The organism is Coprococcus sp. AF16-22 (assembly GCF_003461545.1).
GTDB lineage: Bacteria > Bacillota > Clostridia > Lachnospirales > Lachnospiraceae > Coprococcus > Coprococcus aceti.
The window spans coordinates 39,264-58,928 of sequence record NZ_QTXH01000004.1; the positions used below are offsets into that span (position 1 = coordinate 39,264).

General features: G+C 43.8%; 18 protein-coding genes. 9 read left to right on the forward strand and 9 right to left on the reverse strand.

All coding sequences use genetic code 11. The features are described from left to right. Positions 1-7: 7 nt before the first annotated feature. Positions 8-1,027, forward strand: coding sequence for a DNA polymerase III subunit delta (holA, locus tag DWW60_RS06220; protein ID WP_117874674.1), 1,020 nt, complete (start codon positions 8-10; stop codon positions 1,025-1,027). Between the two features lie 153 nt (positions 1,028-1,180). Here holA and rpsT read toward each other — a convergent pair whose 3' ends face one another. Next, positions 1,181-1,444, reverse strand: a complete 264-nt coding sequence (gene rpsT / locus DWW60_RS06225; protein WP_055143958.1) for a 30S ribosomal protein S20 — start codon at positions 1,442-1,444, stop codon at positions 1,181-1,183. Between the two features lie 297 nt (positions 1,445-1,741). Between rpsT and DWW60_RS06230 the strand changes: the two genes are divergently transcribed. The 5 genes from DWW60_RS06230 (at position 1,742) to DWW60_RS06250 (ending at position 8,670) form a co-directional block, all read left to right on the forward strand. Then, entirely contained in the window at positions 1,742-2,422 is a 681-nt protein-coding gene (locus tag DWW60_RS06230; protein WP_015533191.1) for a hypothetical protein, read from the forward strand. A gap of 24 nt (positions 2,423-2,446) precedes the next feature. Continuing rightward, a complete protein-coding gene (glgB, locus tag DWW60_RS06235; RefSeq protein ID WP_117874675.1) occupies positions 2,447-4,999 on the forward strand; it encodes a 1,4-alpha-glucan branching protein GlgB in 2,553 nt (850 codons plus the stop codon). Between the two features lie 150 nt (positions 5,000-5,149). Then, the gene (locus DWW60_RS06240) at positions 5,150-5,350 is read left to right on the forward strand and encodes a cold-shock protein (protein ID WP_015533189.1); all 201 of its coding nucleotides are present in this window, start codon (positions 5,150-5,152) and stop codon (positions 5,348-5,350) included. A 389-nt stretch (positions 5,351-5,739) separates the two neighbouring features. Continuing rightward, positions 5,740-6,705: a PfkB family carbohydrate kinase gene (locus DWW60_RS06245; RefSeq protein ID WP_055143962.1), complete on the forward strand. Its 966-nt coding sequence runs from the start codon at positions 5,740-5,742 to the stop codon at positions 6,703-6,705. Between the two features lie 114 nt (positions 6,706-6,819). Then, positions 6,820-8,670, forward strand: coding sequence for an alpha-amylase family protein (locus DWW60_RS06250; RefSeq protein ID WP_117548645.1), 1,851 nt, complete (start codon positions 6,820-6,822; stop codon positions 8,668-8,670). On the opposite strand, the gene DWW60_RS06255 is transcribed toward DWW60_RS06250, so the two are convergent. Both DWW60_RS06255 and DWW60_RS06260 read right to left on the reverse strand, forming a co-directional pair. Further along, positions 8,671-9,723: an alpha/beta hydrolase gene (locus DWW60_RS06255; protein ID WP_117874676.1), complete on the reverse strand. Its 1,053-nt coding sequence runs from the start codon at positions 9,721-9,723 to the stop codon at positions 8,671-8,673. 98 nt (positions 9,724-9,821) lie between these two features. Continuing rightward, on the reverse strand, positions 9,822-10,733 hold the full coding sequence (locus DWW60_RS06260) for an AraC family transcriptional regulator (protein ID WP_158564572.1): 912 nt from the start codon (positions 10,731-10,733) through the stop codon (positions 9,822-9,824). Positions 10,734-10,905: 172 nt separating this feature from the next. Here DWW60_RS06260 and DWW60_RS13400 point away from each other — a divergent pair, with 172 nt between their 5' ends. Further along, complete coding sequence (locus DWW60_RS13400) at positions 10,906-11,067, forward strand: hypothetical protein (protein WP_158564571.1); 162 nt, start codon at positions 10,906-10,908, stop codon at positions 11,065-11,067. Next, positions 11,064-11,213 (forward strand): HAMP domain-containing histidine kinase, encoded by a 150-nt coding sequence (locus tag DWW60_RS06270; RefSeq protein WP_117874682.1) that lies wholly within the window; start codon positions 11,064-11,066, stop codon positions 11,211-11,213. The genes DWW60_RS13400 and DWW60_RS06270 overlap by 4 nt, the downstream gene beginning before the upstream one ends. A gap of 407 nt (positions 11,214-11,620) precedes the next feature. On the opposite strand, the gene DWW60_RS06275 is transcribed toward DWW60_RS06270, so the two are convergent. The 6 genes from DWW60_RS06275 to DWW60_RS06300 form a co-directional block, all read right to left on the reverse strand. After that, positions 11,621-12,556 (reverse strand): thiamine pyrophosphate-dependent enzyme, encoded by a 936-nt coding sequence (locus DWW60_RS06275; RefSeq protein WP_004848697.1) that lies wholly within the window; start codon positions 12,554-12,556, stop codon positions 11,621-11,623. A 13-nt stretch (positions 12,557-12,569) separates the two neighbouring features. Continuing rightward, positions 12,570-13,751, reverse strand: coding sequence for a pyruvate ferredoxin oxidoreductase, alpha subunit (gene porA, locus DWW60_RS06280; protein ID WP_015533185.1), 1,182 nt, complete (start codon positions 13,749-13,751; stop codon positions 12,570-12,572). Then, positions 13,752-14,054 (reverse strand): 4Fe-4S binding protein, encoded by a 303-nt coding sequence (locus DWW60_RS06285; RefSeq protein WP_004848700.1) that lies wholly within the window; start codon positions 14,052-14,054, stop codon positions 13,752-13,754. Further along, a complete protein-coding gene (locus DWW60_RS06290) occupies positions 14,054-14,629 on the reverse strand; it encodes a 2-oxoacid:acceptor oxidoreductase family protein (protein ID WP_022217194.1) in 576 nt (191 codons plus the stop codon). The genes DWW60_RS06285 and DWW60_RS06290 overlap by 1 nt, the downstream gene beginning before the upstream one ends. A gap of 225 nt (positions 14,630-14,854) precedes the next feature. After that, positions 14,855-16,138 (reverse strand): sensor histidine kinase, encoded by a 1,284-nt coding sequence (locus DWW60_RS06295; RefSeq protein WP_243002930.1) that lies wholly within the window; start codon positions 16,136-16,138, stop codon positions 14,855-14,857. Continuing rightward, the gene (locus DWW60_RS06300; RefSeq protein ID WP_022217196.1) at positions 16,138-16,845 is read right to left on the reverse strand and encodes a LytR/AlgR family response regulator transcription factor; all 708 of its coding nucleotides are present in this window, start codon (positions 16,843-16,845) and stop codon (positions 16,138-16,140) included. The genes DWW60_RS06295 and DWW60_RS06300 overlap by 1 nt, the downstream gene beginning before the upstream one ends. A gap of 507 nt (positions 16,846-17,352) precedes the next feature. On the opposite strand from DWW60_RS06300, the gene DWW60_RS06305 reads away from it, so the two are divergent. Continuing rightward, complete coding sequence (locus DWW60_RS06305; protein WP_022217197.1) at positions 17,353-19,641, forward strand: hydratase; 2,289 nt, start codon at positions 17,353-17,355, stop codon at positions 19,639-19,641. The last annotated feature ends 24 nt before the right edge of the window (positions 19,642-19,665 follow it).

The window sequence follows — 19,665 nt, forward strand, 5'->3', positions numbered from 1 at the left end:
AAACGTAATGGCTGCAACAAAGAAAAAAGAAAAAAAGAACGCGATGGCGGTCATAAACCAACATATAAAGACGGGGGAGTTTGCCAAGATATATCTTCTGTATGGGGAGGAGAGGTATCTCGTGAACCAGTACAGGGATAAGCTGCTGTTGGCTCTGACTGATAAGGACGATAATCTGAATTTTATGAAATTTGCCGGAAATGGGATCGATACATCTGAGCTTCTTGCATTCTGCAACGAGATGCCATTTTTTGCGGACAGAAGAGTTGTCCTTGTGGAGAACAGTGGTCTGTTCAAGAGCAGCAACGAGGATTTTGCAAAGAAGCTGGTGGAGATAGAGGATACATCAGTTGCCATATTTGTAGAGATGGATGTGGACACCAGGTATAAGCTGTTCAAGGCTGTGGACAAGAATGGAGAGGCTCTGGATTTTGCGACCCCTGATGAGAAGATGATGGTCACGTGGGTGAAGTCACTGTTCCGTGCCGATGGTGTTGCCACCACAGACACGGCGATATACAAGATAATCGAAGCTGCTAACATGGATATGAACTGTATCAAGAATGAGGTTGACAAGATGATAAGCTACGCCGGAGACACGAAGCAGGTCAGCGAGCATGATGTGGATCTTCTGTGCAGTCAGGATGCGGAGAGCAAGGTGTATCAGATGATAGACTTCATCATTGCAAAGCAGAAGAAGAAGGCTTGCAGTATGTATCACGATCTTCTTGAGAATAAGGAATCGGCGATCATGATAAACGCATGTATCATGAGACAGTTCAACAAGCTCCTTCTGGTAAAGATGGCATTATCAGATGGCGCGCAGGACGCCAGCCTGGCGAAGATCGCAGGATGCCCGGTGTGGGCGGTGAAGAATTACAAGGCTCAGTGCAGGGACTACAGCATGGCACAGCTTAAAGACATAGTGGAGAACTGTCAGGACATGGACTACAAGCTCAAGACCGGACAGGTTATGGATAACGCGGCGATGGAGGTCATGATCGTGGAGCTGTGTGAGATGCAGTAGGAGACTGGTGATGATATTAGATATTGAGGCAAAAAAATAACCACTGTGAAAACAGTGGTTATTTTTTATATAACTATGATTGGTTCAAATATATGCAGCCGTTTAATATATCCAAATCCTTGTGTCAAAGTTATGTAGTTATCAGCCAGATGCTTAAGCCATCTTGTTAACTGCAACTGCAAGACGTGATACCTTACGAGCAGCGTTGTTCTTGTGGTAGATGCCCTTTGAAGCAGCCTTGTTGATCTCTGATGTAGCAACAACAAGTGCCTGCTGAGCAGCAGCCTTATCACCAGCAGCGATAGCAGCCTCAACCTTCTTGATAACTGTCTTAACCTTAGACCTGATCATCTTGTTTCTAAGTGTCTTCTTCTCGATAACATTGATTCTCTTCTTTGCAGATTTGATATTAGCCAAAATTCTTACCTCCATAAAATCTAATTAAATATAATAAGGTTTTACATTAAAACCGGACACGGACAATTCAATGTAAACATACTCACATATAATAGATGAAACGCAATTCGTTGTCAAGACTAAAAAACAAAAAAATGCGCATTTTCGTAGATTATTTTCATGTTGTTTCCTAAGAAAAATGAAGTAAAACAACATGTTACTTTCCTTTACATAAAAAGGGGTAAATGGTATCATATATGCAGTGGGTCTTAATGATCCATACATATTATAATACAGGAAAAGCAGAGAAATATACAGATGTTTAAATATAGATTTTTTCAGGTGATAATGGCACTTTCGCTGGTCTTGCTGATCATCTCCACGGCGATAATGTGTTCGTTCAGCGTTTGCAGGGTTGCGGAGAAGAGCTACAAGCCGAGTAATAGCGGCACGATAAGTTCAGTCATGAATAACGGACAGACTGAGGAATTATCAGAATTTGATGCGTGGGTGGAATACAGTATCGTGCTGGATGCTCTGGATGGGGACAGCGAGCAGGAGTACAGGCTTGGCAACGTATATCTGTCCACTGAGAATGTGATGAGGCTTGAACAGCTTGCAGACATCAAATCCAAGGCAAGCAATGGTGTGTTCATATCCATTGTGCTTCTGGTGGCATGCTTTGTAGTCATAAGGAGAAGGAGACTGTATGAGTGTGTTGTATGGGGCGGCGCTGCAGGCGTTATAATAGGAATAATCAGCTTTATAGCCATGGCGGTATCCGGCAGCGGAATCATGTATGGCATAAGAAGAATGGTGTTTGGAGAAAGCTATGCGGAGCTTTTTCCGGGACACGATGTCCTGCCGGATATAATACCGGCCGGTACGGGAACGAAGGTTCTTTGGGTGTATGTTGGAACGATATTTGTTGGACTTGTGGTTACTATCATAGTCAGGGTTATAAGCTATAAGAAATCACGTCCACACAAATTCAGATAGAAGGTTACATAATGGGAGGTAGTTATGAGAAAAAGAATCGAGGAGTGGATAAACTGGGTGCTCTATGATGAGCTCATTGCCAGCAAGATCAATGCGCCAAAGCATTTGCTGGGAATCCATGATTATGGTGAAGGTCAGATAATCGTTGTGTACAAGCCGGGGGCGATCAGGGTAGAGGTTACATCGCGCACAGGTAAGAAGATACACACCATGGAACAGATGACAAATGAAGGACTGTTCGCCATTTATTTTGATAAGAAGGAGTACGATGGCAACAAGTACAATGTTGTCACCACATATGAGGATGGCACCATTATAAACAGTGCAGATCCATATTCATTTGAATCGCTTATCACGGATTTTGACACATACCTTTTTGCGGAGGGCAGACATTACAATATATATGAGAAGCTTGGCGCACACCCTATGACTATAGACGGTGTACGTGGAACCTACTTTGCAGTGTGGGCTCCTCATGCAAGACGTGTCAGTGTAGTCGGTGATTTCAATCTCTGGGATGGTAATGTAAATCCTATGCAGATCACAGCGAATGAGGGAATATACGAACTGTTCCTGCCGGGCGTGGAGCCGGGCGCTGTGTACAAGTATCAGATCATGACCAGATATGGTGAGATACTGTACAAAGCTGATCCATATGGCAACCAGTGTCAGATGAGACCGGAAAATGCCTCAGTGGTTGCAGACATAAGCAGCTATAAGTGGAAGGATACATCATGGATGAAGGATAGAAGCAAGATCAGCCGTACTGACAGAATGCGCATGCCTATGTCCATATACGAGATGCATCTCGGCTCATGGCACAAGAAGGTTGAGGATGACGATGCAGGCTTCTACACATACAGGGAGCTCGCTCCTATGGTGGCAGACTATCTCAATGAGATGGGATATACGCACGTAGAGCTCATGGGTATATCAGAGTATCCATTTGACGGCTCATGGGGCTACCAGGTTACCAATTATTATGCACCGACCAGCAGGTATGGTGATGCAGTAGATTTTATGTATTTCGTTGATTATATGCACAGCAAGGGAATCAGTGTTATCCTCGACTGGGTGCCAGCACACTTTCCTAGGGATGCGCACGGACTTGGACGTTTTGATGGGATGCCTCTCTATGAGCATCCGGATCCAAGAAGAGGAGAGCATCCTGACTGGGGCACATATATATTTGACTATGGCCGCAATGAGGTGGCAAACTTCCTCACGGCAAATGCTCTGTTCTGGGTCGAGAAGTTCCATATAGACGGACTCCGCGTGGATGCTGTGGCATCCATGTTGTATCTCGACTATGGCAAGCAGGATGGACAGTGGCTTCCGAATGAGCATGGTGGAAACGAGAACCTTGAGGCAATAGCACTTATGCAGAATATAAACAGCATCATGGATGAGAGAAATCCGGGGGCATATCTAATAGCAGAGGAGTCAACAGCGTGGGCAGGTGTAACTGCTCCGGCATCCATGGACGGACTTGGTTTCCTGTTCAAGTGGAATATGGGATGGATGAATGACTTCCTTGAGTATATGCAGATGGATCCATATTTCAGACAGAACAACCAGAACATGCTGACTTTCAGTCTTTCGTATGCGTATGCTGAGAACTATGTTCTCGTCATATCCCATGACGAGGTAGTTCATCTTAAGCGTTCAATGATAGAAAAGATGCCTGGCAGCGAGGAGGACAAATTCGCAAATCTCAGAACTGCGTACGGATTCATGTATGGACATCCGGGCAAGAAGCTGCTCTTTATGGGGCAGGAATTTGCACAGCCTAGAGAGTGGAGTGAGGCGAGAAGCCTTGACTGGTTCGTCTTAGACAATCCGCTCAATCAGGGCATGGAGAGGTATGTCAAAGCGCTCAATAAGCTTTACAATACCAATGATGCGATGTATACGAATGACACAGATCCAATGGGATTTGAGTGGACAGATTGCGATCACCCAGACATGAGCATACTTTCATTTGTAAGACGAGGCTCAACTCCGAAGAAGCAGCTGCTTTTCGTATGTAACTTCACTCCGGTTGAGAGAGATAATTACAGTATACCGGTTCCGTGCTACACGACATACAAGGAGATACTCAACTCAGATGATGTACAGTTTGGCGGAAAGGGCAGACTCAACGGCAAGCCGGTCAAGGCAGTGGACAAGAAGAATGCCAGAACTCCTTACAGTATAGACATCACGGTTCCGCCACTCTCAACAGTTGTGTTTGAGTACGATTACACGGATATGACACCTGAGCTTGAGAAGAAGGAAGCTGAGGCCAAGGCTGCTGCAAAGAAGCGTGTGGACGCAGCAAAGAGAAAGGCTGCAGCGGCACAGAAGAAGGCTGAGGAGATAAAGAAGGATGCCGAGAAGAAAGCGGCTGAGCTGAAGAAAGAGGCGGAGAAGAAGGCAGATGAGCTGAAAAAGGAAGCCGAGAAGAAGACTGCTGAGTTGAAAAAGGAGGCATCTGAGATCTCAGAAGAGGTAAAGGATGATATAGCAGATATAGAAAAGTCAGTGGTGTCTGTTGCTGATGACATCAAGAAAGATATAAAAGCACGCAAAAAATAAACTTGCAATATGAGACAACAGGTCATATAATGTCAGTGTAAGTGCAAAGGGGCACAGAACGATATCGTTCTGTGCCCCTTTTTTGTACATCAGGCGGGTGACGACCAGCCAGATCATAAGAATCCAGGTAGTTTTTAAGGAGGAAGCAGTATGAAGACAGGAAAAGTAAAATGGTTTAATGCAAAGAAAGGCTACGGCTTTATATGTGATGAGGATGGAGCAGATGTATTTGTACATTTCTCAGCACTGAATATGGAGGGCTTCAAGGTTCTTGAAGAGGGAGATACAGTAGAGTATGAGGTTGTGGACGGTGAAAAGGGTCCACAGGCGGCAAATGTGACAAAACTGTAAATACAATGCGGTATATGTCAAAACAGCCATATATTTAAAGCGAATACATGTTGAATTAGGAGAACATCCCCGGGTTATGATTACAGATGATCAGGGGATGTTTTTTATGAGCAACGAACCGGAGCATGCTATTGCGTAGAACTGAGATGAATATCTACAAGGCCTCGTGTTACATAAATACAAGAATATTATAGATGTCGCCATATGCTAAAATTGTATGTCTGCTATAATAAAAACAACACATCTTTAAAAATCATCTTGACGGTTGGCGATGATAAAATGTAGAATACACATATATGGTGAAACATGTTTCATACATTTGCTGTTGTTGATAAACAGTTAAATAAACAGGCACGTATTTATTTTAGATTATAAGGGGGATATGTACCATGAAGAGATTTGATGTTGTGGCACTTGGAGAACTGCTCATAGACTTTACACAGAACGGGCTCAGCGGCCAGGGCAATATGATGATGGAGGCCAATCCAGGCGGAGCACCATGCAATGTTCTCGCTATGCTGCAGAAGCTTGGCAAGAAGACTGCATTTGTTGGAAAAGTAGGGGATGATTTCCTTGGAAAAATGCTTGCCGGTGTTGTGGCTGATGCCGGGATCAACACTGACAATCTGAAGTTTGACAGGGATGTACACACAACACTTGCATTTGTGCATACATACGAGGACGGAGACAGAGACTTTTCATTTTACAGGAATCCGGGGGCGGATATTATGTTAAGCGCAGATGAGGTGGATGAGAGTATCATAAAGGATGCCAGGCTGTTCCATTTCGGATCACTCTCACTGACGTACGAGGTGTCACGTTCTGCAACACAGAAGGCTGTGGCTGCTGCAAAGGAGGCTGGATGCATCGTCACATTTGACCCGAATCTCAGGGAGCCTCTGTGGAAGACTCTGGACGAGGCCCATGATCAGATCGACTGGGGTATGAGACAGTGTGATGTGCTCAAGATATCAGATAATGAGATACAGTGGTTCACAGGAAGAGAGGATTTTGACGAGGGTATAAAGATACTTCAGGACACATACAATATACCTTTGATACTTCTCTCCATGGGAAGAGATGGAAGCCGTGCATACTACGGGGATGTAGTCGCTGAGGCAAAGCCGTTTATCCAGGAGAATACTATAGAGACCACAGGCGCCGGGGACACTTTCTGTGCATGCGTGCTGAATTATGTACTTGATAATGGACTTGAAGATCTTGACACTGATAAGCTTACAGAGATGCTTGTATTCGCAAATGCTGCTGCATCGATCATCACAACACGCAAGGGAGCACTCAAGGTTATGCCGGAGAGATCCGAGGTTGAGAAGCTCATTGCCGAGAGACAGTAATAGATAAAAATACGGCAACAGATTAAAACAGGTTGTGTACGGTAATGATACAGATTATGTAAATAAAATGAGAATGATAAGTTAATTGACTATAGTCAGAAAAGGAGAAGATAAATGGCAGGTTCAAAGACAGTGAAAAAGACTGCAGAATATACAAAGAGATTTGATGAGAGATATGACGAGCTCAAGTGGCTCTACTGCGAGCTCTATAACAACAATATGGAGGCATTTGACTGGCTGTGCGATTCTCTGTATGGTTATTATCAGGAGAGAAATGCTGATCTCAAGAAGCTGGACAGAAGCCGTGTCAAGAATCCGGACTGGTATAAGCAGAATGATCTGTTAGGTATGATGATGTACACAAATGCATTCGCGGGAACGCTGAAGGGTGTAAAAGAAAAGCTTCCATATGTGAAGTCATGTGGTGTGAATTATCTTCATTTTATGCCGCTGCTGGAAAGCCCTAAGGGCAGAGATGACGGCGGATATGCTGTTGCGGATTTCAGAAAGGTAAAGCCTGAGCTTGGAACCATGGAGGATCTGGAGGACCTCACTGCAGAGTGTCACAGACAGGGTATAAGCTGCTGTCTGGATTTCGTAATGAACCATACAAGTGAGGATCATGAGTGGGCAAGGGCAGCGAGAAATGGAGATCCTGTTGCAAGATCCAGATATTTCTTCTATGATGATTGGTTCGTTCCTAACATATATGAGGAGACTGTGCCTGAGGTATTCCCAACTACGGCGCCTGGTAACTTCACATGGATAAATGACTGCAATCAGGTGGTCATGACTACATTTTACCCATACCAGTGGGATCTGAACTATGCAAATCCTATGGTGTTCAACGACATGGTCGGCAACATGCTCTATATGGCAAACCGAGGTATAGATGTCATCAGACTCGACGCTGTTCCGTATATATGGAAGCAGATAGGCACAAACTGCCGTAACCTTCCACAGGTTCACACTCTTGTCCGTATGATGAGGATAATCAGTGAGATAGTATGTCCGGGAGTCCTTCTTCTCGGAGAGGTCGTTATGGAGCCTTCCAAGGTAGTTCCATACTTTGGAACAGTTGACAAGCCAGAGTGCCATATGCTCTACAACGTGACAACCATGGCATCCACGTGGAATACGATAGCCACGAAGAATGTGGGACTCTTAAAGCGCCAGATGGATCAGGTGTGTGCACTTCCAAAGGATTATGTGTTCCTGAATTACCTCAGATGCCACGATGATATTGGCTGGGGACTTGACTATGACTGGCTGGCACAGTTCGGCATAGATGAGGTGGCACACAAGAAGTTCCTGAATGACTATTTCACAGGAAAGGGATACAACAGTGATTCCAGAGGTGAGCTCTATAACGATGATCCTAGACTCGGAGATGCCCGTCTGTGTGGAACAACAGCATCCCTGTCAGGCCTTGAGGCCGGCCAGTACGAGGCAAATGCAGACAAGATCGAACAGGCCATTGCCTGTGATCTCATGCTTCATGGATACCTGCTGGCACAGAGCGGAATCCCGGTTCTGTACAGCGGTGATGAGATAGGACAGACAAACGATTATACTTATAAGAATGATCCGGACAAATGTGCGGACAGCAGATATCTGCACAGAGGAAACTTCCCATGGGACAAGGTTGAAAATAAAGATCCTGTAGCCATGAAGATATTTGACGCGCTGCGCCACATGGAGGATATAAGAGCATCGCATGATGTATTTTCATGTAATGCAAATGTCTACACCATAGAGACAGGATGTGCAAGCGTCCTCGGAATAGTGAGGGAATATGCAGGACATGAGCTGAGGGCATTTTTCAACTTCAGCAACATGGATCAGCTCATCTGGACTATGCCTGAGGATCAGGCTGACATATATACCGATCTCATATCAGGCAAGACACTCCGCGAGCTTGGAGCAGTCATGCCTAGATATGGATGCTGGTGGTTCTACAGATAGTTATTCGGAATCTTTTTTATAGAACATAAGGAGAGTATTTTTGATAGAAGGCTTAAAGACTGTGTTATGGTCATAGCCTTCTATTTTTTCGTAGGTTAGGTTTAAGCCAGAATAATTTCTCTCTTGTAAATCATTGTAGAAATCCTCGATAGAAGATATGAAGTTTTTATCCTCATCTGCACCTACGGTTACATAGACATTAGCATTTAGAGTCTGTGTTCTATTGTAATATTCTTCTTCGTACGTAGACATGAATTTGCCGTCAGTATTTGCCCACATGGAAGGACTGCCAATATAATAATTTGCAAATGTATTTTTTCCTATAGTGTCATTATGGAACAGAGCGTAGTAAGCCCAGTATCCACCTAGGGAATGTCCTGTGAGAGTCATATTTTCAGGGTTTACAGAGTATATTTCTTCCAGGTAAGGAATCAGGTTATCTACAATAAAATGCAGGAATGAATCAGGGTTAGTCTGGAGATCTCTTTTTCTGATGACATCATAATTGTAAGTGTTTGGATATCCTATGCTGACAAGGATAACGTCCTGTATCTGGCCAGATGTCATAAGAGGTCTGAGTTCAGGGTGATCACTGAGTCTCCAGACTCCATCGGTCATAACAACCATTGGATATGAGCTTGCTTCGTTATAATCAGGTGGAAGAGATATATGGACAACAAAAGTGTCATCTATCTCAGCATCATAAATGGATAATTCGTTGATATAGTCTGCACAGGCGGGATCAAGAGTTGTCACCTCGTTATAATACATGTGCTCGGGAGAGAGTTTTCCCATGGTTATGCTGGCACGTTCCTCTGGAAGTAAACCTGTTGGAGTTGGCGCTTCTGTAGTAAGCTCCTCAGTTGTGATTTCTTTGACTGAGGTTTCACTTGTTGTTGCTTTTTTGATTGACGTATCTTCGGATGAAGAATAGCTGGTGACCGATTGGGTGACAGTAGAGTCATTCTTAGATGCTGACGAGTGCTGACACCCGGTGACAACTAATATAATAGCTATGCTGAATGTGGTCAAAATTGTTAATTCCTTTTTCATAAAAGGCCTCCTTTGATTGTATTTAGTAATTATCATATAAGTGAGAAATACTATAAAAACAATATCACAGGAGTTGCATTATGACCTGTCAGCAATGGTTAAACTTTGTCGGGGCGGATTTGCAGGAGAAGGTAATTTTGTTCCTTTTTTAATGATACATTGCTACACTCTAAGGTTATGTCAGGCACTATGTTATAATGAGAAAACGGTAGAAATTCTGTGTAAATTTTATACCAAAGTGACTGCTGCCCGGCAGGAGTAGTATCTGAACAGTCAAAACAGATCCATTCGCCGTCAGGAATGCTTGTTATCGAATAATCGGATATATTTAATCCGGAAATTTCTTGTTTTGTGATCATTCGTCCAAATGTGTAATTAAAGCATGAAATTTCATTATTGAACTTATCAATATTTATAAAATCATTTGATCTGTAACCGAATAAGCAGTTATTTGGTTTTTCATCAGTGGATTTAATTTCCATTAGTTTATCCCAGCTGTGACTGCAGCATTCTCTTGTAAATTTTGGAATCAGAACATTATTTTTCGCGGTATCGAGGCTTGTGAAAACCCTGGAATAACCGGCAATACACATGTTGTTGATCTTAACGATTCTGTAGTTGAGCATAGATCCCCCATCTGCTGTGACCCTTAATACAATCCGGGTGAAATTATGGAGACCGGACTTGTTATTTCGAACATAAGTTGGAGAGTTTCCATGAAAGCGTGTGAAAGCCTTCGTGAAGCTTTCGGGTGTGTCATATCCGTATTCAAGTGCAATATCAGTCACCGTGCGGTTGGATGAAATGAGTTCTTCTCCAGCCAGGGAAAGCCGGCGGTTTCTGATATATTCCCCTATAGTATATCCCGTGATTAGATGAAATACTTTCCTGAAGTTGTCGGGAGAAGAGTAAGCCTGCCTGGCTATTGTATTTTGGTCCAATACTTCACCGTCAATAAGGTGAGTCTCAATATAATCAATTGCGTTAATAAGTCCTTCGGTCCAATTCAAATGGTTTTCTACCTCCATGTAATGTATGTATATCACTATAGCACATATTTGTAGTAAATTGTTATAATGGACATATGAAAGTCATATCGGTTTGTTATCAAGACACTATACGGATTCAATACTCGAGAATGTTTCATATATAAATGAGATGATAACAGGAATGCTTTCATATATGAGACTTGAAAAGGCTCCCGATATCAAGAATGAGGATATAGATCTGAACAAGCTTATTGGACAGGTTGTGGACAGATACAGAGTGGAACTTGAGAACAGAGATATAGAATGTGAGATCTCAGGAAATGCTGTGATCCATCTGAGCTGTGGGAGCCGATGAAGAAAGGAAATTCAGCCAGAACCGGCCACACAGGAAATGGTCTTGGCCTGTCCATAGTAAAGAAGGTATTAGATTTGTCAGGATTTACCGGAGATATACAGATAGAAGATGGTTGGTTCGTGGTCACTATAGCATTTAAGAGATAGAATGAACCTAGGTTTCGGTATTGCAAAACGGGACTTTCTCAGCAAAAAGATAAAATTTTATGCCTAAATTGACAAACTTGCAAGAGAAACCAAATCATAGCATATGAATATAAACAATTCCCTGATTCTATAGATGGTCTAAATTGTAATGAGTCATCAAACGCATAATCTGTATACTATGCGCATGATGTGTATTATCAAACAAAAACAAAAAGAAAGCCCGCCCAGGGCATATATAACGATTGGTAGTGCAGTCGACTGAGTTTCAGCGTTTCTTGCTAAGGCGAAGCGCGCAACGCCCTTATCGCGTGCGTAGCCGCATGCAGATAGAAACAAGCTGAAACGAAGGAAGACAAACGTGATCGATTATATACCCCGGGTGGGCTTTCTTTTGTCCGTCATACAATTTAATTCTTAGAACATCTATACAGCAGATCCTCCCAACGGCGGTCAACCTCCTGCTGATACTGAACGAGAAGGTGCTCGTTCTCAGGCTTGAACAGGTGCTTGAACCTGCCCTGCGTTCTCAGGAAGTCCTCGATAGGAAGCTTCTTCTTAGGAGAGTAGGAGAGGATCCATTTGCCCTCGATAACCTCGAACAGAGGCCAGTAGCATGTCTCGACTGCCAGCTTGCAGATGTCCATGATCTTCTCTGTAGGGTATCTCCATCCTCTAGGACATGGTGACATGACGTTGAGGAAAGCTGCGCCAGGTGTATATATGGCCTTCTCAGCCTTCTCATAGAGATCACGCATGTTGCCGAGAAGAGTAGATTGTCCAACATATGGGATGTCGTGGGCAGCCATGACCTGTGCCAGATCCTTTCTGTTCTGCATCTTACCATTTGACTGTGAGCCTACCGGTGTGGTTGTGGTGTCAGCATACATAGGAGTAGCTGATGAACGCTGGATACCGGTGTTCATGTATGCTCCGTTGTCATAGCACACATATACCATGTCATGTCCACGCTCCATGGCACCTGACAGTGACTGAAGTCCGATGTCATAAGTTCCGCCATCACCGCCAAATGTGATGAATTTGTATGTGTCATCTATCTTGCCTTTTTTCTTCAGAACGTTGTAGGCTGTCTCAACACCTGAGAGGGTTGCGCCTGCGTTCTCAAATGCGTTGTGTATGTAGCTGTCCTCGTAAGCTGTGTAAGGATACATGAAGGTTGAAACCTCAAGACATCCTGTGGCGTTACCGATGACCGCCTTGTCGCCCTCGTGAAGGGCGCGGAGTACAGTTCTGACAGTGATCGTACCACCGCAGCCTGCACACATTCTATGACCTGGAGCAAGACGCTCAGGCTTGTTCATTACTTCTTTAAAATTATATGCCATTTCATCTTACCTCCTACTGTCTAAGTCCTATGTACTGATACTGAGGAATCTCAGCACCGTTCTCTATCATGTCTTCAAGCTGTGCAAATACGCCCTTGGCGCTGTCCACAGTGTAGTCACGTCCGCCGAGACCGTAGATGTAGCTGACAGCCTTTGTGGTTGCCTGAATGTCATACAGGTGCTCCTTGACCTCTGCTGAGAGAGGACCGCCGCCTGCTCTGAATCCTTCCGATCTGTCAAGGATTGCCACAGCCTTGGTGTGGGCGAGAGCCTTTGCAATCTCCTCACCAGGGAATGGTCTGAACACCCTGATCTTCAAGAGTCCGACCTTCTTGCCTTCGTTTCTCAGCTCATCTATAGCTTCCTTTGTTGTTCCGGCAGCAGAACCGATCATAACGATGGCGTAGTCAGCGTCGTCAAGTCTGTACTCCTCAAAGAATCCGTAGTGACGGCCTGTCATCTCCTCGAATTCCTTTGCAACGTCAAGAATAACCTGCTTTGCATTCTTCATGGCAGTGTTCTGAGCCATCTTAGTCTCCATATAGTAAGGAGATGTGGCGTAAGGACCGACAGCCATAGGCATCTCAGGATTTAACAGATACTGCTCAGGGGTGTATTCACCTACAAACTTCTTTACGAGATCATCCTCGATGAGGGTGATGTTTTCAACGGCATGGCTTGTGATGAAACCATCCTGACATATCATGATAGGAAGTCTGACATCCTTGTGCTCAGATATTCTGTATGCCTGAACAAAGTTGTCATATGCCTCCTGGTTGTTCTCTGCGTATATCTGAAGCCAGCCTGTATCACGTGCGCCCATACTGTCTGAGTGGTCACAGTTGATGTTGATAGGGCCGGAGAGTGCTCTGTTTACAAGTGCGAGGGCAAGTGGAAGACGATTGGACGCTGCCACGTAGAGCTCCTCCCACATGAGAGCCATACCACATGATGATGTGGCTGTGAGTGTACGGCAGCCGGCAGCCTCTGCACCGATCGCTGCACTCATGGCACTGTGCTCACTCTCTACCGGTATAAATTCTGTATCGATCTCTCCATTGGAGATAAATGTTGAAACGAACTGAGGTATCTCAGTTGAAGGTGTTATAGGAAATGCAGGCATAACATCCGGATTGATCTGCTTTATAGCATGTGCCACAGCCTCATTTCCTGAAAGACGTTCTCTTATAGCCATTTATTTGCCCTCCTTCATAGTGATTGCTCCGAATTTGCACTGGTATGCGCATATACCGCAGCCCTTGCAGTGCTCCAGGTCAAATGCGAGACGCTTGCCTGATACGACCGGAATGCATGAATCCGGACAGACAGGTGCGCACAGAAGACAGTGTACGCATTTACTCTCGTCTAGGACAGGGGTTGAAGTCCTCCACTCACCTGTGTTAAATGCCTTGGATGTGCCACCGCCGTATACGTGGTTTCCAGGTGTGAGCTCTGTCCATTTGCTATTGTCATGTATCTTGCTTATATCTGTTCTCATTACTTCATTACCTCCCTGAAGGCGAGCTTTAATGCTTCCATGTTGCCCTCGATAACCTCTGGTTTCTTGGCAAATTTGTGCTGATATGACTGTCTCATATCTTCGAGGAAAGGTCCCTCCTCCATTATTCCGCTGACAGCAACGATGGCTGCAAGCATAGGAGAGTTAGGAAAATTCTTGCCGAGAGTCTTCATGGAGATCTCCTTGGCATCAAGTGTGTATACCCTGCCCTTGTAACCCTTGAGCAGTGGACGGACCTCGTCCGGAGTCTTAGGTGTATTTATAATGATGGCGCCATCCTCGGCGAGACCTGCAGTCACATGTACAGGTTCGATCAGAGATTCGTCAACTACAACCACATACTGTGGCTCGTAAATGTTGGAATGTACTCTGATAGGTTCACTGCTGATCCTGTTGTAAGCAGTGATAGGTGCACCCATTCTCTCTGGACCATACTCAGGAAATCCCTGAACATATTTACCTGTTTTGAATGCCACATCTGCGAGGAGCAGGGCAGCAGTCTTGGCACCCTGACCACCACGTCCGTGCCATCTGATTTCGATAGTATCTTTCACTTTCACATCTCCTGTCAAAAATTTCTCATTAAGTTCCGTTTATTAGGAAAAATAATCCTTTTGATTATACCATTTATAGATAATAAGTAAAGAATAAAATTAAGGAAATGAGTCGAAAAACAAAAAAATTTAACGCGGATAACAGAAATACCTAAAAATGTTGGATTTAACGATGGGATAAGTTATCTGAAAACTATAAAAAAGCATTTGGGATCATAAAATTTATTATATGCTGACGACAAAGTGGATACAGTTCTGCCCATCCACCTTCTGATTGTCCAGCAGTATTTCACCATGGTACTTGGATGTGAGCTGTTTCAGCTTGTAAAGTCCGATACCTCTGGAATAAGCTCCATCCTTCAGAGGCTTGGTCGAGTAGCCCTTTGCGAAGAAGTTCTTGCGCATTTCCGCGGTGAGCTGCGATCCGGCATTGAAGGTTTCAACGGTGGTAGTCTTGCCGTCAGAGTCTATGATGACTTTTATCATACCTCCGTCTTCAGTTGCGTCAAATGCATTGTCCACCAGAATGCTCATGACATCCAGAAGCTCAAATTCCGCTGCCTTGGATGTGAGTGTGGAATTTTTGACATCTATATCCAGATTGATATTATGCTCCTGCGCAAGGTTCATCTTGCTGAACAGAAAACCTGCGATCAGTTTCATGTTGATCCTCAGAAGATACGAATTCTTGATGACATGGTCATTGCAGGAGGTATCCAGCTCATTTGAAAGGGCAGCAGCGAGGGAATCATAATCAGTGTAACTGATCGGCAGCATGCTGATGGCCTGAAGCTCATTGTTGTAGTCATGCTGTCTCATGCGCACCTGATCTATCAGATCCTCTATAATAGGAAGATACTGTTCATATGACTGTAGTTGCTTCCGGGATTCTCTGAGGCTCATATAGTTCTTGTACATTCCCGAGTATAAAATGAGGATAAGTATGACTATAAACAGGAAAGTCATAAATATATTCATGAAGTCCTTAGGGGATATACGCTGGTATAAAACCATAGATACCATGAGGGCAAATACTGCGAGTATTATATTCCTGGATACCTGATTTTTCACTATAAGAGCATCGTACAGCTTATCCATATGTCCGAATTTGTATAAAAGTATAGCTATGATGAAAGCCATGGCTTCGGTTATATATGTTGAAGTGTTGGTGAATGGATTGTCCGTAAACTGCATGATGACAACCATCTGGATGAGGTTCAGTATAGTCATGATGATAAGTGTAATTGCGTATCCCGTTATGATCTTCATCGGCGGATATCGGAATACCAGAGAGTAGAATACAAAGCAGTATATGTATGTTATCAGTGTGAATATTAACATGGAGTCTGTAACTGTGGCAATCAGAGAGACTGGTAAAGTCAGCAGAAGCAAAGGTGGAAGTCTCTTTGCTATCTGGGAAAATTTTACATTATATATCGCCATCAAGAATACTAAAAATACAAAGGTATCAAACAGTATCTTGGAAAGAAAATCAAAATATGCAGCCATTATCTGTTCTCCTGGTAAGTTTCTATAATAGTTTTGTATTTGCGCCCGACCGGTATGGATTCTTGAGCCAGTTTCAGCGTTATAAGTGAATTGGATCTGTCGTAGCTCTGTATGTAGTCGGGATTGAAGTAATAGCTTTTGTGGCATCTGACCAGAGGTACATCACCAGCAGCCTGCAAAATTGACTCGAAGGTCGGGTTGGTGACGATAAAATCGCCGTCGGATGTGAAAATGTGCTTGTGGTGGCCGGATGCACATACATAAATTATTTCATCCATGCTTATATGGAAAAGTATTCCCTGGATATCCTTTACGCGGATCCTTGATGTCTGGTCGTCAGGCTGTGTGAGCACCGAGTTGATCCCTCCTACGACATCGATTCTGTCATAAGGCTTTGAGAAATAATACTGGCAATGATACTTGTTGATGACATCAAGGTTTGGAACGGTGATGTCGGTGATGAAGATGACAGGTGTGTCATTGTATTTGGGAATTCTTCGGAGATAACCACATACATCCAATCCGGTCTTTCCTCCACCGAGATCAATGTCCAGTAAAAAGATATCAATATCAAATGAATCTATTATTGTTATGGCATCGTTGTAAGTTGATGCAGTGTTGACAACAGCGTCTGCGTACTCTTCTTCAATTATATGTTTTAAGCCGGTAAGCTGGATATTGTCATCCTCAACAATCAGAAAATTCATAATCAAACACTCCTGTGAAAAATTGATAGATAAACAAAACTCTTAAATTATTAACATATCAGGAACATTCTATCATACAAATGGGAATTTCTACAATAGGTATAATTAAAGTATATGTGTGTTGTACACGAAAATTTATGTCGTTCAGGTTGTTATACGCGTCGTTTGTGTCGATTTTTGCCAAAACTATTGGAAAAATTATACAAATAGTATAGTGTATGTAACAGAGGATAATTAACTCTGAGGGGAGATTGATTATATAGTGTCAGATAGGATGTATCAGGTACAGGTATTTCGGTTAAGGGTATCTGTACAGTATATTCAATTTGATGCATAGGATCTGCCATATGTGCCTGAGCATGTATGGCAGATTTTTTGCGTTAAGCTGTAATATAATACTATTTAAAATTTGAAAATAATATGGTATGATGTAGAGAAACATGGGGTTTTGTATACATCTGTGTGCAATTCCATAAATGACAAAAAGCTATTACCAGGAGGAAGAGTATGATTAAATTATTTGACAACGGTGCTTATCTGTTACATGGTACAGAGCTGGTTGAGGATAATGCTGAGGCAGGTGCGGTTCTCGCATCAAAGCTTGGCAGTGCTCCATCAAAGGAAGAGGCATCAAAGAACACACTTGCTTACGGAATATTGGCTAAGCATAACACATCTGACAATATGGAGAATCTTAAGATCAAATTCGATAAGATGACTTCACATGATATAACATTTGTAGGAATCATCCAGACAGCAAGAGCATCAGGTCTTAAGGAGTTCCCTATACCATATGTACTTACAAACTGTCACAACTCACTGTGTGCCGTAGGTGGAACCATCAATGAGGATGACCATATGTTTGGCCTCTCATGTGCGAAGAAGTATGGCGGCGTGTATGTACCACCTCATCAGGCGGTCATCCATCAGTTTGCAAGAGAGATGCTGGCAGAGTGTGGCGCCATGATACTTGGATCAGACTCACATACACGTTACGGTGCTCTTGGTACTATGGCTATTGGAGAGGGCGGCGGTGAGCTCGCAAAGCAGCTCCTGTGTAAGACATACGATGTTGCAAAGCCGGGCGTTATCGCAATCTATCTCGACGGAGAGGTACAGAAGGGGGTTGGTCCTCAGGATGTGGCACTTGCCATCATCGGAGCAACATTTGGCTGCGGATATGTCAAGAATAAGGTCATGGAGTTCGTTGGTCCTGGTGTTGACAAGCTCTCAGCAGATTTCCGTATCGGTATTGATGTTATGACAACAGAGACAACATGTCTGTCATCAATATGGAAGACAGATGACAAGATAAAGGATTGGTATGACATTCACGGAAGAAGTGAGGCATACAAGGAGATGAATCCTGGCGATGTGGCTTACTATGACGGAGTCGTATATGTAGATCTGTCAACAGTTAAGCCAATGATAGCTATGCCATTCCACCCAAGCAACACATACACCATCGACGAGCTGAATGCCAACCTCATGGATATCCTTGATGATGTTGAGAAGCGTGCACTTGTAAGCCTTGACGGCAAGGTCGACTTTACACTCAAGGATAAGGTAAGAGATGGCAAGCTGTATGTTGAGCAGGGAATCATCGCCGGATGTGCCGGTGGTGGATATGAGAATATCTGCGATGCGGCTGATATCCTCAGAGGCAAGAGCATAGGCGCTGACGAGTTCACACTGTCAGTATATCCTGCAAGTACACCTATATATATGCAGCTTGCAAAGAACGGTGTTCTGGCTGATCTCATCGAGACAGGTTCTATTGTTAAGACAGCATTTTGTGGACCTTGCTTTGGTGCCGGTGATACACCTGCCAACAATGCATTCTCCATCAGACATTCAACAAGAAACTTCCCTAACAGAGAGGGTTCAAAGATACAGAATGGTCAGATCTCATCTGTTGCGCTTATGGATGCGCGTTCTATCGCAGCAACTGCAGCCAACAAGGGCTATCTGACATCAGCAACAGACCTTGCAGATATAGAGTACACACATCCAAAGTATTTCTTCGACAAGGCTATATACGACAGAAGAGTTTACAACGGTGTTGGAAAGGCTGATCCTTCGGTTGAGATCAAGTTTGGTCCAAACATCAAGGACTGGCCTGAGATGGTTCCTCTTACAGACAACCTTCTCCTCAAGGTGGCATCAGTTATACATGATCCTGTAACAACAACAGATGAGCTTATCCCATCAGGAGAGACTTCATCATACAGATCAAATCCTCTTGGACTTGCAGAGTTCACTCTGTCAAGAAAGGATCCTGAGTACGTTGGAAGAGCGAAGGCTATCCAGGCTGTAGAGAAGGTTCGTGAGGCAGGTGAGTGCATGGGTAAGGCATTCCCAGAGGTCAAGGAAGTTATGCATGCCATCAAGGAGAAGTTTGAGGACGTATGCGGAAGCAACACAGGTGTTGGAAGTACCATTTATGCTGTTAAGCCAGGTGACGGTTCAGCCCGTGAGCAGGCTGCATCATGCCAGAAGGTTCTCGGTGGATGGGCAAACATTGCAAAGGAGTACGCTACAAAGAGATACAGATCAAACCTTATCAACTGGGGTATGCTTCCATTTGTGATCGACAAGGATTTCGACTTTGACAATGACGACTATGTATTCATCCCGGGAATCAAGGATGCGGTGAAGAACAAGACAGAGGTTATCAAGGCATATGTTGTGAACAAGGATTTTGCTGAGATAGAGCTGAGACTTGGAGAACTCACAGACGATGAGAGACAGATCATAACAGATGGCTGCCTCATCAATTACTACAAGTACAACTAAATGATATATATGGTGCCGAGTGCG

What these genes read in the sequence shown, in the direction of transcription:
- holA (WP_117874674.1), top strand. Translation starts at nt 8, where the DNA reads ATGGCTGCAACAAAGAAAAAAGAAAAAAAGAACGCGATGGCGGTCATA.
- DWW60_RS06230 (WP_015533191.1), top strand. Translation starts at nt 1,742, where the DNA reads ATGTTTAAATATAGATTTTTTCAGGTGATAATGGCACTTTCGCTGGTC.
- glgB (WP_117874675.1), top strand. Translation starts at nt 2,447, where the DNA reads ATGAGAAAAAGAATCGAGGAGTGGATAAACTGGGTGCTCTATGATGAG.
- DWW60_RS06240 (WP_015533189.1), top strand. Translation starts at nt 5,150, where the DNA reads ATGAAGACAGGAAAAGTAAAATGGTTTAATGCAAAGAAAGGCTACGGC.
- DWW60_RS06245 (WP_055143962.1), top strand. Translation starts at nt 5,740, where the DNA reads ATGAAGAGATTTGATGTTGTGGCACTTGGAGAACTGCTCATAGACTTT.
- DWW60_RS06250 (WP_117548645.1), top strand. Translation starts at nt 6,820, where the DNA reads ATGGCAGGTTCAAAGACAGTGAAAAAGACTGCAGAATATACAAAGAGA.
- DWW60_RS06255 (WP_117874676.1), bottom strand. Translation starts at nt 9,723, where the DNA reads ATGAAAAAGGAATTAACAATTTTGACCACATTCAGCATAGCTATTATA.
- DWW60_RS13400 (WP_158564571.1), top strand. Translation starts at nt 10,906, where the DNA reads ATGAGACTTGAAAAGGCTCCCGATATCAAGAATGAGGATATAGATCTG.
- DWW60_RS06270 (WP_117874682.1), top strand. Translation starts at nt 11,064, where the DNA reads ATGAAGAAAGGAAATTCAGCCAGAACCGGCCACACAGGAAATGGTCTT.
- DWW60_RS06275 (WP_004848697.1), bottom strand. Translation starts at nt 12,556, where the DNA reads ATGGCATATAATTTTAAAGAAGTAATGAACAAGCCTGAGCGTCTTGCT.
- porA (WP_015533185.1), bottom strand. Translation starts at nt 13,751, where the DNA reads ATGGCTATAAGAGAACGTCTTTCAGGAAATGAGGCTGTGGCACATGCT.
- DWW60_RS06285 (WP_004848700.1), bottom strand. Translation starts at nt 14,054, where the DNA reads ATGAGAACAGATATAAGCAAGATACATGACAATAGCAAATGGACAGAG.
- DWW60_RS06295 (WP_243002930.1), bottom strand. Translation starts at nt 16,138, where the DNA reads ATGGCTGCATATTTTGATTTTCTTTCCAAGATACTGTTTGATACCTTT.
- DWW60_RS06300 (WP_022217196.1), bottom strand. Translation starts at nt 16,845, where the DNA reads ATGAATTTTCTGATTGTTGAGGATGACAATATCCAGCTTACCGGCTTA.
- DWW60_RS06305 (WP_022217197.1), top strand. Translation starts at nt 17,353, where the DNA reads ATGATTAAATTATTTGACAACGGTGCTTATCTGTTACATGGTACAGAG.